This is a genomic window from Pseudomonas sp. D1-36 (assembly GCF_051132205.1).
GTDB lineage: Bacteria > Pseudomonadota > Gammaproteobacteria > Pseudomonadales > Pseudomonadaceae > Aquipseudomonas.
Window position 1 is genome coordinate 4,024,201 of record NZ_CP071674.1, and the last position, 11,775, is coordinate 4,035,975.

The 11,775-nt window shown below is 61.3% G+C and carries 12 protein-coding genes; 7 read left to right on the forward strand and 5 right to left on the reverse strand.

The window, feature by feature from the left end; translation table 11 throughout:
* Window positions 1–24: 24 nt before the first annotated feature.
* Together J3P76_RS17835 and J3P76_RS17840 are read right to left on the reverse strand one after the other, a co-directional pair.
* On the reverse strand, window positions 25–762 hold the full coding sequence (locus J3P76_RS17835; RefSeq protein WP_003199043.1) for a flagellar basal body rod protein FlgF: 738 nt from the start codon (window positions 760–762) through the stop codon (window positions 25–27).
* A gap of 335 nt (window positions 763–1,097) precedes the next feature.
* Complete coding sequence (locus J3P76_RS17840) at window positions 1,098–2,660, reverse strand: sigma-54-dependent transcriptional regulator (RefSeq protein ID WP_420767403.1); 1,563 nt, start codon at window positions 2,658–2,660, stop codon at window positions 1,098–1,100.
* Between the two features lie 386 nt (window positions 2,661–3,046).
* On the opposite strand from J3P76_RS17840, the gene phhA reads away from it, so the two are divergent.
* From phhA to J3P76_RS17855, 3 genes are all read left to right on the forward strand, one after another.
* Window positions 3,047–3,832: a phenylalanine 4-monooxygenase gene (phhA, locus tag J3P76_RS17845; RefSeq protein WP_186704640.1), complete on the forward strand. Its 786-nt coding sequence runs from the start codon at window positions 3,047–3,049 to the stop codon at window positions 3,830–3,832.
* A 99-nt stretch (window positions 3,833–3,931) separates the two neighbouring features.
* On the forward strand, window positions 3,932–4,288 hold the full coding sequence (locus J3P76_RS17850) for a 4a-hydroxytetrahydrobiopterin dehydratase (RefSeq protein WP_420767404.1): 357 nt from the start codon (window positions 3,932–3,934) through the stop codon (window positions 4,286–4,288).
* Window positions 4,288–5,481, forward strand: coding sequence for an amino acid aminotransferase (locus tag J3P76_RS17855; protein WP_434701056.1), 1,194 nt, complete (start codon window positions 4,288–4,290; stop codon window positions 5,479–5,481). Before J3P76_RS17850 ends, J3P76_RS17855 begins: the two co-directional genes overlap by 1 nt.
* A gap of 196 nt (window positions 5,482–5,677) precedes the next feature.
* Here the strand turns inward: J3P76_RS17855 and J3P76_RS17860 are convergent, their stop codons facing one another.
* Window positions 5,678–6,241 (reverse strand): NAD(P)H nitroreductase, encoded by a 564-nt coding sequence (locus J3P76_RS17860; protein ID WP_434562958.1) that lies wholly within the window; start codon window positions 6,239–6,241, stop codon window positions 5,678–5,680.
* Between the two features lie 154 nt (window positions 6,242–6,395).
* Between J3P76_RS17860 and J3P76_RS17865 the strand changes: the two genes are divergently transcribed.
* Entirely contained in the window at window positions 6,396–7,850 is a 1,455-nt protein-coding gene (locus tag J3P76_RS17865) for a TrkH family potassium uptake protein (RefSeq protein ID WP_420767407.1), read from the forward strand.
* Here the strand turns inward: J3P76_RS17865 and J3P76_RS17870 are convergent.
* Window positions 7,807–8,862, reverse strand: a complete 1,056-nt coding sequence (locus tag J3P76_RS17870; protein ID WP_420767408.1) for an AraC family transcriptional regulator — start codon at window positions 8,860–8,862, stop codon at window positions 7,807–7,809. The two genes, J3P76_RS17865 and J3P76_RS17870, sit on opposite strands and share 44 nt — an antisense overlap.
* 199 nt (window positions 8,863–9,061) lie before the next feature.
* On the opposite strand from J3P76_RS17870, the gene J3P76_RS17875 reads away from it, so the two are divergent.
* Both J3P76_RS17875 and J3P76_RS17880 read left to right on the forward strand, forming a co-directional pair.
* Window positions 9,062–9,373: an Mpo1-like protein gene (locus J3P76_RS17875; protein WP_420767409.1), complete on the forward strand. Its 312-nt coding sequence runs from the start codon at window positions 9,062–9,064 to the stop codon at window positions 9,371–9,373.
* A gap of 11 nt (window positions 9,374–9,384) precedes the next feature.
* Complete coding sequence (locus tag J3P76_RS17880) at window positions 9,385–9,969, forward strand: HD domain-containing protein (protein ID WP_434562953.1); 585 nt, start codon at window positions 9,385–9,387, stop codon at window positions 9,967–9,969.
* A gap of 54 nt (window positions 9,970–10,023) precedes the next feature.
* On the opposite strand, the gene J3P76_RS17885 is transcribed toward J3P76_RS17880, so the two are convergent.
* Complete coding sequence (locus J3P76_RS17885; protein ID WP_420767411.1) at window positions 10,024–10,842, reverse strand: UDP-2,3-diacylglucosamine diphosphatase; 819 nt, start codon at window positions 10,840–10,842, stop codon at window positions 10,024–10,026.
* A 136-nt stretch (window positions 10,843–10,978) separates the two neighbouring features.
* Here J3P76_RS17885 and J3P76_RS17890 point away from each other — a divergent pair, with 136 nt between their 5' ends.
* Window positions 10,979–11,728, forward strand: coding sequence for an AraC family transcriptional regulator (locus J3P76_RS17890; RefSeq protein ID WP_434701057.1), 750 nt, complete (start codon window positions 10,979–10,981; stop codon window positions 11,726–11,728).
* Window positions 11,729–11,775: the final 47 nt, after the last annotated feature.

An 11,775-nucleotide genomic window follows, 5' to 3' on the forward strand; every position in this document is an offset into this window, starting at 1 on the left:
TCGGCGCAGCGCTGTAATTAGTGATTAGATCTGCAAGACCCGAGCCATGGCCTCATCGCCCTCTTTGGCGGTGTTCATCATCTTGACGTGAAGCTCGAACTGCTTGGCCAGGGCCAGCACCGAAGTCATTTCATCCACGGCATTGACGTTGCTCGCTTCCTGGAAGCCCGACACCAGTTGTACGTTGGCATCGATGGGCGCGGGCTGGCCGTCCTTGGTACGGATCGAGCCGTCGAGGCCCTTGGTCATGTTCTTGAGGTCAGGGTTGACCAGTTTGATTCGGTCCACCTCAGCCATCACCCGCGGGCCTTCGCCCATGGCGCGAATGCTGATGGTGCCGTCCTGCCCGATTTCGATTTTCTGCTCTGGTGGCACGGCGATCGGACCGCCATTGCCCATTACCGGCATGCCGTTGCCGGCCCGCAGCACACCCAAGGCGTCAACGTTGAGGCTGCCGGTACGCACGTAGCTTTCACCGCCGTCGGGATTCTGCACGGCCATCCAGCCCGGCCCGCTGACCGCCACGTCCAGGTCGCGACCGGTTTCAACCAGCGCTCCCGGGGTGAAGTCAGTGGCAGGCCGCTCGGACATGGCAAACGCCCGCGCCGGAAAGCTGTCGCCGAACACCGGCATCGAACGTGCCTGCTCCAGGTCTTTCTGAAAACCATTGGTGGAGATGTTCGCCAGGTTGTTGGCATGGGCCCGTTGCGCCAGTGCGTTCTGGCTGGCGCCGGTCATTGCCACATAAAGGTACTTGTCCACTGTCGTTCCTCTGCATGCCGGACGTTTGCCGCCCACTGCTGTGTTGCACAGCCTTAAGCAAATTGCAGACCAACTTATTTCTGACGCTGGTGGGGCCGGTAAATAAAGGGCTTGGCGGAATTGAAAGGGATTATGGAAACGTATCGAAGACGAAAAACCGGCGGTGTCGTGCCGCTTACGGCAAGTGTCCGCCTAACCTGATCAAATAGACGCCCGTGGCGAGGGAGCTTGCTCCCGCTGGGCCGGTCCGACGCCTCGGGCGTAGCGGCCCCACACTTTTGGCGATTGCTACGCAACCGAGCGGGAGCAGCTCCCTCGCCACGAAGCGTCTATCATCACACGCCGGGTTCTTTGCCCACCTCATACTCACGCAACTTATTGGCAATCGTCGTATGGGAAACCCCCAGCCGCTTGCCCAGTTGCCGGCTGCTCGGGTGTTCGGAATACAGGCGCTCGAGCACGGCCTTCTCGAAACGGCCGACGATCTCGTCCAGCCCTCCGTCGAGGGAAAAGTCACCGAGGGGTTGGCGCACGCCGTAGTCCGGCAGGCGAATGTGTTCGGCCTTGACCTTCCCGCCGTCGCATAGGGAAACGGCCTGGAACAGCACGTTTTCCAGTTGCCGGACATTGCCTGGCCAGTGGTAGTGACTGAGCCGGTCCATCGCCGCTGGGGCCAGTCTTGGCAGTGGGCAGCCAATCTGGCGACTGGCCTGGTCGAGGAAATGCTCGACCAGCGGGGCCAGCCCGTCGAGGCATTCGCGCAGCGGCGGGATGTGCAGAGAAAGCACATTCAGGCGATGGTACAAATCTTGACGGAATTCTCCCCGGGCACAGAGTTCGGATAAATCGACCTGGGTCGCGCAGATTACCCTGACATCCAGGTAGACCTCTTCGTCACTGCCTACGCGGCGGAAGCAACCGTCCTGTAGGAAACGCAGCAATTTCACCTGCAGGCGCGGACTCATTTCTCCGACACCGTCGAGAAACAGCGTACCGCCCGCCGTCAGCTCCAGCAGCCCGAGCTTGCCTTCGGCCCGCGCCCCTTCGAAGGCGCCGGGCCCGTAGCCGAACAGTTCAGTCTCGGCCATGGACTCCGGTAATCCGGCGCAGTTGAGCGCCATCAACGGCGATTGCCCCCGTGGGCTTGCCAGGTGACAGGCACGGGCCAGCAATTCCTTGCCGGTTCCGGTTTCGCCTTCTATCAATAGCGGCGCGTCCAGCGGTGCCATGCGCCGGGCCTCGCGGACCACCGCCGCCATAACCTTCGAACTCTGGAAAATACTGTCGAAGCCGCGCAGTTCCTGCTTGCGCACGTTATAGATGCGCTCGCCCACCCGGTCGGCGCGGTGCAAGGTCAGCACCGCGCCGGCCATCGCCTCGCTGTCGTCGTGCTCCGATTGCAACGGCGCGATGTCCGCCAGGAACACATCGCCCTTGACCTTGACCCGCAGGCCATTGATCCGCGATTGGTTGGCGCGCACCAGTTCCGGCAGGTCGAAGTCCTCGGCGTAGCGGGACAAGGGAATCCCCGGCACCTCGTCGACCCGCACCCCGAGCAACTGCGCCGCCGCCCGGTTGGCCGCGACGATGGAGCCGCCCATGTCGATGGACAACACCGGAAACTCCAAGGCGCCAAGCAAGGCATTGAGCTCCATGTGCCGACGCTCGCTCGGCATCAGCCCTACGCGCTTGACGCCGAACACCCCGGCGATGCCTTCGAACTTCGGACGCAACGCCTGGAACTGAATGTTGATCAGGTTCGGGCAGTGCAGGTAGATCGCATTGCCATGCTCGCCACCGACCTCGCCCCGGGCGACGTTGATGCCGTATTCCACCAGCAGATTGAGAATGTCCCGCAGGATGCCGATGCGGTTCTGGCAATGGACTTTGATACGCATGAGAGGCCCGATGCTGTTCACTTAAGGTTTGTTTGATTCATTGTGGCGAGGGAGCTTGCTCCCGCTGGGGCGCGAAGCGGCCCTGTTTTTTTGGGGCTGCTGCGCAGCCCAGCGGGAGCTAGCTACCTCGCCATAGTTTTCTGCGCTGCAGCGCAAATAGCCGTCAAGATTATGTGACAGTTTGAGGACCTTTCCCAGCCGAAAATACCTGCAACACCGAGACTCGCCAGAATACGTAACGGAAACTTTACATTTTGTGCGTTACTGGCGGTTGTTCGGCCAGCTAGCCCTGCTGCGCCTGCCCCTGGTTTGGGTTATCCCTTATGCATCGCTGGAGATAACAACAAACAAATTTTCCCCTTGAGGGATATCAGCAGGAGAGCAGCATGAAGCAGACGCAATACGTGGCCCGCGAGCCCGATGCGCAAGGTTTTATTCACTACACCGCTGAAGAACACGCAGTGTGGAACACGCTGATCACCCGCCAGCTGAAAGTCATCGAAGGCCGTGCGTGCCAGGAGTACCTGGACGGTATCGACAAGCTGGGGTTGCCCCATGACCGCATCCCGCAGCTGGACGAAGTCAACAAAGTGCTGGGCGAGACCACGGGCTGGCAGGTCGCCCGGGTGCCCGCGCTAATCCCTTTCCAGACCTTCTTCGAGTTGCTCGCCAGCAAGCAGTTTCCGGTGGCGACCTTTATTCGTACCCGTGAAGAACTGGACTACTTGCAAGAGCCGGACATTTTCCACGAGATCTTTGGTCACTGCCCTCTGCTGACCAATCCCTGGTTCGCTGAATTTACCCACACCTACGGCAAACTCGGCCTACAGGCCTCCAAGGAAGAACGCGTCTACCTGGCGCGTCTGTATTGGATGACCATCGAATTCGGCCTGGTGCAGACGCCGCAAGGCCGGCGCATCTACGGCGGCGGCATTCTCTCGTCGCCCAAGGAAACCGTGTACTGCCTGTCAGACGAGCCGGAGCATCAAGCCTTCGACCCGCTGGAAGCCATGCGTACGCCTTATCGCATCGACATCCTGCAGCCGGTGTATTTCGTGCTGCCCGAGCTCAAGCGCCTATTCGACCTGGCCCACGAGGACATCATGGGCATGGTCAAGCGCGGGCGGGAACTGGGCCTGCACGCACCGAAATTTCCACCGAAAGCCGCGTGAACCGCTGGTTTTGATTCCAATTGAGTCTGTTGCGCCTCGCGATTTTGCTTTAGCGTGGTTGCATCGACGTTTTCCAAATATCCGATCCGGGAACCCACCATGACCACTTTGAACCAAGCCCATTGCGAAGCCTGCCGCGCCGATGCCCCACAGGTCAGCGACGAAGAACTTCCAGTACTGATCAAGCAGATCCCCGACTGGAACATCGAAGTGCGCGACGGCGTGATGCAGCTGGAAAAGGTCTTCCTGTTCAAGAATTTCAAGCACGCCCTAGCGTTCACCAACGCCGTCGGCGAGATCTCCGAGGCCGAAGGTCATCACCCGGGCCTGCTTACCGAATGGGGCAAAGTCACCGTCACCTGGTGGAGCCATTCGATCAAGGGCCTGCACCGCAACGACTTCATCATGGCCGCCCGCACCGATGAAGTTGCCAAAACCGCCGAGGGCCGCAAGTAATGCATTTCGATGCCATCGGCCGGGTGCCCGGCGACCCGATCCTCGGCCTGATGGAGGCCTACGGGGCGGACAGCAATCCTGGCAAGTTCGACCTGGGCGTAGGCGTCTATAAGGATGCCCAGGGCCTGACGCCAATTCTGCAGTCGGTGAAACAGGCCGAGCAGCGGCTGGTGGATCGCCAGGTCACCAAGACTTACATCGGCGGTCATGGCGACGCCGCGTTCGGCCAACTGATGAATGCGCTGGTGCTGGGCGCCGATTCACCATTGATCGCCGGCAAACGCGCCGGTGCCACCCAGACCCCAGGCGGCACCGGCGCCCTGCGCTTGAGCGCCGACTTCATCGCCCAGTGCCTGCCGGGCCGTGGCGTCTGGTTGAGCAACCCGACCTGGCCGATCCACGAAACCATCTTCGCCGCCGCGGGCGTCAAGGCCAGTCATTACCCCTACGTGGGCGCCGACAACCGCCTGGATTTCGAGGCAATGCTCGCCACCCTGGGTCAGGTGCCAAAAGGCGATGTGGTGTTGCTGCACGCGTGCTGCCACAACCCGACCGGCTTCGACCTGTCTCATGAGCAATGGCGCCAGGTGTTGGAAGTGGTGCGCAGCCGTGGCCTGCTGCCGTTGATCGATTTCGCTTACCAGGGCTTCGGCGACGGGCTGGAGCAGGACGCATGGGCCGTGCGGTTGTTTGCCGAAGCGTTGCCCGAGGTGCTGGTCACCAGTTCATGCTCGAAGAATTTCGGCCTTTACCGCGACCGCACCGGAGCGCTGATTGTCTGTGCTCGCGATGGGGAAAAATTGACGGACATTCGCAGCCAACTGGCCAACATCGCCCGCAACCTTTGGTCGACGCCGCCGGATCATGGCGCGGCGGTGGTGGCGACGATCCTCGGCAATCCGGAACTCAAGGGCCTGTGGGCCGACGAAGTGGAAGCCATGCGCCTGCGCATCGCTCAACTGCGCAGCGGTCTGCTGGAAGCACTCGAACCCCACGGCTTGCGTGAGCGCTTTGCCCATATGGGAGTGCAGCGCGGGATGTTTTCCTACACCGGCCTGACGCCGGAACAGGTCAAGCACCTGCGCGAGCGCCACAGCGTCTACATGGTCGGCACCGGCCGGGCCAACGTGGCCGGCATCGATGCGACGCGCCTGGATGCCCTGGCGGTGGCGATTGCGGATGTTTGCAAATAATGGCCACCGTCGGCTGCTGATCTTGTGGCGAGGGAGCTTGCTCCCGCTCGGCTGCGCAGCAGCCCTAAAGTAGAAGCTTAAGATTGTCAGGCTGTCTCTGCTCGACACTTTGGGGCGGCTTCGCCGCCCAGCGGGAGCAAGCTCCCTCGCCACGATGGATCCAAACAGCCTCGAGTCATCCGCCGCCCTTGAGAAGTTATTCCCCCGTCCAGGCCCGGACAAACCGCCCGATATCTTCCTGTGGTGCCGTGCGCGCCTCTTTCTGCGGCGTGCCAAGGTAAAGGAAACCAATCACCTCCTCGCCGTCTTCAAGCCCCAGGCCCCGGGCCACATGCGGCGAGTAAGCCAGCTCACCCGTACGCCACACGCCGCCTATCCCTTGTGCATAAGCGGCCAGCAGAATGCCGTGTGCCGCGCAGCCTGCCGCCAGCAATTGTTCAGGCTTTGGAATCTTGAAATGGTCTTGCAACCGCGCAATCACTACCACCACCAGCGGCGCCCGTAGCGGGCCGTTGAGGGCTTTCTCCACGACGGCTTCGGGCACCAGCGGATCATTAAAGCGCGCTGCTTCGGCCAACAGCTCGCCCATGCGATGGCGTGCCTGCCCCTCCACCGTCAGGAACCGCCACGGGCGCAACTGGCCATGGTCGGGCGCGCGCATCGCGGCCGCGAACATGACTTCGCGCTGTTGCGGCGTGGGCGCCGGATCAACCAGGCGTGGCACGGAAACACGGTTGAGCAAAGCATCTAAAGCCTGCATCGGCGACCTCCTGGAAAAATGTTCGGCTATTCTAGTGGCTGTTCCGTCAATCCGTTAGCCCGAATTCAGAGACAGGCAACGCCGGACGCCGGTTTACACGCCGCTTGTCGCAGGTAGAATGGCGCCCTTTCCTCTTTCAGACCGAGCGGACTTCATGGCGTTGCCGACCCTGCGGATCATTGGTTTCATCATCGGCATCTTCCTGATCACCCTGGCGATCTTCATGGTCGTGCCGATGGCCACGTTGCTGGTCTACGAGCGCACCGGCGACCTGCCATCGTTCCTCTGGTCAAGCATGATTACTTTTGTCGCCGGCCTGGCACTGATTCTTCCCGGACGCCCCGAGCACGTCCATCTTCGGCCCCGGGACATGTACCTTTTGACCGTCAGCAGTTGGCTGGTGGTGTGTGTGTTTGCCGCGCTCCCCTTCCTGTTGACCCAGCACATCAGCTACACCGATTCGTTCTTCGAAAGCATGTCAGGCATTACCGCCACCGGCGCGACGGTGTTGAGCGGCCTGGACACGATGTCGCCCGGAATCCTGATGTGGCGATCGCTGTTGCACTGGCTTGGCGGCATCGGCTTTATCGGCATGGCCGTGGCGATCCTGCCGCTGTTGCGCATCGGCGGCATGCGGCTGTTCCAGACCGAGTCGTCCGACCGCTCGGAAAAGGTCATGCCCCGCTCGCACATGGTGGCGCGGCTGATCGTGGCGTCCTATGTGGGCATTACGGTTCTCGGCACGCTGGCGCTCTGGTGGGCCGGGATGAGCCTGTTCGATGCGATCAACCATTCGATGTCGGCGATTTCCACCGGTGGTTTTTCCACCTCGGACCTGTCCCTGGCCAAATGGACCCAGCCAGCGGTGCATTGGGTCACTATTGTGATCATGATCCTCGGCAGCCTGCCGTTCGCCTTGTATGTCTCGACGCTGCGGGGCAATCGCCGGGCGCTGATCAAGGACCAGCAAGTCCAGGGGCTTATCGGCGTGCTGCTGGTCACCTGGCTGGTGCTTGGCACCTGGTATTGGGCGACCACCGACCTGCATTGGCTCGACGCGCTGCGGCATGTGGCGCTGAACGTGACGTCCATCGTCACCACCACCGGTTTCGCCCTGGGCGACTACAGCCTCTGGGGCAATTTCTCACTGATGCTGTTCTTCTACCTGGGTTTCGTCGGCGGCTGCTCGGGCTCGACCGCCGGCGGAATCAAGATTTTCCGCTTCCAGGTCGCCTACATCCTGCTTCGGGCCAACCTTAACCAACTGATCCACCCGCGTGCGGTGATCAAGCAGAAATACAACGGCCATCGCCTCGATGAAGAAATCGTGCGTTCGATCCTGACCTTCTCGTTCTTCTTCGCCATCACCATCTGCGTGATCGCGCTGCTGTTGTCGCTGTTGGGCGTGGAATGGATGACAGCGTTGACCGGCGCGGCCAGTACCGTGTCCGGCGTCGGCCCTGGGCTCGGCGAGACAATCGGCCCGGCCGGCAACTTCGCGCCGCTGCCGGACGCGGCCAAGTGGATCCTCTCGGGCGGCATGTTGCTGGGCCGGCTGGAGATCATCACGGTGTTCGTGCTGTGTATTCCTGCGTTCTGGCGTCACTGACCGGCTTGGCCACGCCCCGCGCCCGATAGTCGCCGGGCGTGGTACCGAACCAACGGCGGAAGGCCCGGAAAAAATTGCTCGGATCGGCAAACCCGAGCAAGTAGGCGACTTCCAGCAAGGTCATGCTGGGTTGCGCCAGGTATTGCTCGGCCAGCTCGCGTCGGGTGTCGTCCAGCAAACTCTGGAAACTGGTGCCCTCTTCCTGCAAGCGCCGCTGCAAGGTGCGCTGGGACAAGTGCAGCGTCTGCGCCACCACGTCACGCTTGGGCTCGCCCTGGGGCAGCAACCGGCACAGCACTTGCCGCGCCTGGTGAGTCACGCGGCTGCCTGAAAACCGCGCCAGGTATTCCCCCGCGAACCGGTCGTGCAACAGCGCCATGGCCTCGTTGGCCGTGGGCAGTGGTGTTTCCATGTCGTCCTGCTGGAAAATCAGCGCATCGTAGGGTGCGTCAAAAACCAGCGGCGCGCCGAAGGCCTGTCGATAAGGTGCAACGTCAACGGGTTCGTTGCCTTGGAACAGCACTTTCACCGGATGCAAAGTGCGCCCGGTCAGCCAACTGCACAAGGCCAGCGCGCAAGCCAGGGACGCTTCGGCACTTTGCCGGGTGGGCGGGAGGTGGTCGCCGTGCACCGTCAGGATCAGCCCATACCCTTCATCCAAATGGCGGAAGCTCAAGTCGGCGCTTTCGGCAATGATTCGTTGATAACGCACCAACCGGCGGAACCCTTCGGCCAGCGTCCGACTGGACATCAACGCGTAACCGACCACATGGAACGATGCCGGGCGCACCACCTTGCCCATGTTCAAGCCGATGGCCGCATTGCCCGACTGCTCCACCGCAAGCTGCCAGAGCCGTGTCATCGAATCCTGGGGAAAGCGCGCATCCGGATCGTCCAGCGCCTCGAAATCCAGCCCCAGTTGCTTGAACAGCGCCCGACAGTCCAGGCCGTCCATTTCCAACGCCTTGACAATCCCCATCGCCCAGCTTGAAGAAGTGGTTCGTTCGCTCATGACGTTTACTTGCATGACGAGCCGCAGGGTACGGCTGGATTTGCGGAGGATATCAGTGTCCTGTCATACGAACAGTATTTGTAAGACAGGACACTAGAGTGGCGCTGATTGTCACTGGCCGTTGCGAATGACCGCTCTAGACTTGGTCATGAGCCATGAAACACCGGTCGCCAGAACAATAACCAAAGAGCCCGCAGTCTTGGAAAACACTAAACGATTCAACACCTTCGCCGAGTTTTATCCGTACTACCTCAGCGAACACCGCAACAGCACCTGCCGACGCTTGCACTTCATCGGCACCTCCCTGGTCCTGCTGGTTTTCGCCACGGCGCTGGTGGTCGGTGCCTGGTGGCTGTGGGTCGCCCTGCCGGTGGCGGGCTACGGTTTCGCCTGGGTCGGGCATTTTTTCTTCGAGAAAAACCGTCCTGCCACTTTCCAACATCCCCTTTACAGCCTGCTCGGTGACTTTGTCATGTACCGCGACATGCTGCTGGGCAAAGTCGCGTTCTAGGAGGGCTGTCGATGAATTCTCACGCACGCTTCACCCACATGCAGGACGGGACCCAGGAAGACTGGGCGATCATCGCGGCCGACTTCAGCGCCTATGCGCGGCAGCTGCCGAGTCGGGTTCTCGCTCATTTGAAATTGCTCGACGGCGATTTTGGCGGGTTCCCGGTGGATCGCATGACCCATTCCCTGCAAACCGCCACGCGCGCCTACCGCGACGGGCGGGACGAGGAGTACGTGGTCTGCGCCCTGCTTCATGACATCGGCGATACGTTGGGCACCTACAATCACCCGGACATCGCCGCGGCGATCCTCAAGCCGTTCGTCAGCGCCGAAAACCTGTGGATGGTGGAAAAACACGGGATTTTCCAGGGCTACTACTTTTTCCATCATTTGGGCATGGACCGGCATTTGCGCGAGCAATTCTGCGAACATCCTCAGTACCAGGCGACCATCGACTTCTGTGCGAAATACGACGCCGCGGCGTTCGATCCCGAATACGACACGCTGCCGTTGAGCTTCTTCGAGCCGATGCTGGAAAGGGTGTTCGCCGCGCCGAAGCAATCCATCTACAAGGCGGCGATGGCCGAACAGCCCTGAATTCTTGCAGACGCAACCACAGGTTCTAAGTGGGTGGATAGACAGGCCGGCGCTCTAGGCAGGCTCAGCCACTTTCAATTCAGCCTTGAGCAGCGCCTCCCGCGCCTGGGCGTCCGCCAACCGATACAGCTCGATCGTCCCATCCCAATGTTCGATCAGCGCCGTGCAGGATTCGACCCAGTCGCCGCAGTTAAGGTATTCCACCTCGCCCACCTTGCGAATCTCGGCATGGTGGATGTGCCCGCAAACCACCCCGTGCAATTCACGCTTCACGCATTCATGGGCGATGGCTTCTTCGAAATCGCTGATAAAACTGACGGCGGTCTTGACCTTGTGCTTGAGGTACGCCGACAGCGACCAATAGCCGTAGCCGTAACGGGCCCGCCAATGGTTGAGCCAACGGTTCAGCGTCAGGGTGAATTCGTAGGCCCAATCCCCAAGGAACGCCAACCAACGGTGGTAACGGGTAATGACATCGAACTGATCGCCATGGATCACCAGCAGGTGCCGGCCGTCGGCGGTGACGTGCACCGCTTCGTCCACCAACTGGATATTGCCCAGTATCAGCTTCGAATAACGCCGCAGGAATTCGTCATGGTTGCCGGTGACATAGATCACCTCGGTGCCGCGCTTGCTCATGGTCAGCAGGCGGCGAATGACATTGGTATGGGCCTGGGGCCAATACATGCCGCTGCGCAGTTTCCAGCCGTCGATGATATCGCCCACCAGATAGACCTTGTCGGCGTGGTAGCCCTTGAGGAAGTGCGACAGGTGTTCGGCCTGGCAATCCCGAGTGCCCAGGTGCACATCGGAAATCCACAGGGTGCGTACACGTTGCTTGCGGCTGGGCCTGGCGAGCTCGGCGCTGGTCATGGGGGCAACCCTCTGATCGTTTTCACCACAGTGCACCCGAGCGGTTAATGCTCCGTGACAGCAATAAGTCGATTACATGACAGCGCGGGGCGCCGCGCCCTCGGTGTAGACTGGCCGCCTGACAAGGGAGACTGCGATGAGACCGATCCTCACGCTACGCCACTACAGCCACGATCTGATTGTCCACAGCCACGACCACGCGCAACTGGTGTTCGGGTTGTCTGGCGCGCTGGACTTCGAAGTCGAAGGGCGTGGCAGCCAGGTGGTGCAGCAGAGTTTCGTGGTGGTACCGGCCGGTGCTCATCATGCGTGCGGCAGCCCACGGGGCAGCCGTTGCCTGGTGCTGGACGTGCCGGATGATGAATGGATCGGGCAATGCCTGGGCGACCATGCCGATGCCAGCCGCCGATTACTCGACAACAACACCCGCCTGCCCCTGGATGCGGGGCAAAGCCAACTGGTCAGTTGGTTGGCGGGCAGCCCGATGGACGACCCGGTGATTGCACAGCAAGGCGCGGTACTGTTGCTGGCCAGCCTCAACGGCGGGCGTTTGGAAACCACCGGTGGCCGGCGCCTGCCCTACGCGGCGCTCAACGCTCACATCGACCAATATGCCGCTTATCCGCTACAGGTAGCGGACCTGGCGCAAGTCGCAGGGCTTTCCAGTGCTCGCCTGCATGCCCGTTTCGTCGCCGAATGCGGCCAGACACCGATGGAATACATCCGCAGCCGCCGCTTGCACAAGGCACTTGAGCTGCTGCGTGACTCGCAGTTGGCGATCGGCGAGATCGCCCATCGCGTTGGCTACAGCTCGCAAAGCGCTTTTGCCGCAGCCGTGCAGCGCGAATTCGGCGTCCCGCCGGGCAAGCTCCGGCAACCGCGCTAGTCTCGCGCTAAAAATCGCTAGGATCGCGACAGACGAAGGCGCTTGGC

Coding starts and splice junctions, on each gene's coding strand:
- J3P76_RS17840 (WP_420767403.1), bottom strand. CDS start 2,660: ATGCGTATCAAAGTCCATTGCCAGAACCGCATCGGCATCCTGCGGGAC.
- phhA (WP_186704640.1), top strand. CDS start 3,047: ATGAAGCAGACGCAATACGTGGCCCGCGAGCCCGATGCGCAAGGTTTT.
- J3P76_RS17850 (WP_420767404.1), top strand. CDS start 3,932: ATGACCACTTTGAACCAAGCCCATTGCGAAGCCTGCCGCGCCGATGCC.
- J3P76_RS17855 (WP_434701056.1), top strand. CDS start 4,288: ATGCATTTCGATGCCATCGGCCGGGTGCCCGGCGACCCGATCCTCGGC.
- J3P76_RS17860 (WP_434562958.1), bottom strand. CDS start 6,241: ATGCAGGCTTTAGATGCTTTGCTCAACCGTGTTTCCGTGCCACGCCTG.
- J3P76_RS17865 (WP_420767407.1), top strand. CDS start 6,396: ATGGCGTTGCCGACCCTGCGGATCATTGGTTTCATCATCGGCATCTTC.
- J3P76_RS17870 (WP_420767408.1), bottom strand. CDS start 8,862: ATGAGCGAACGAACCACTTCTTCAAGCTGGGCGATGGGGATTGTCAAG.
- J3P76_RS17880 (WP_434562953.1), top strand. CDS start 9,385: ATGAATTCTCACGCACGCTTCACCCACATGCAGGACGGGACCCAGGAA.
- J3P76_RS17885 (WP_420767411.1), bottom strand. CDS start 10,842: ATGACCAGCGCCGAGCTCGCCAGGCCCAGCCGCAAGCAACGTGTACGC.
- J3P76_RS17890 (WP_434701057.1), top strand. CDS start 10,979: ATGAGACCGATCCTCACGCTACGCCACTACAGCCACGATCTGATTGTC.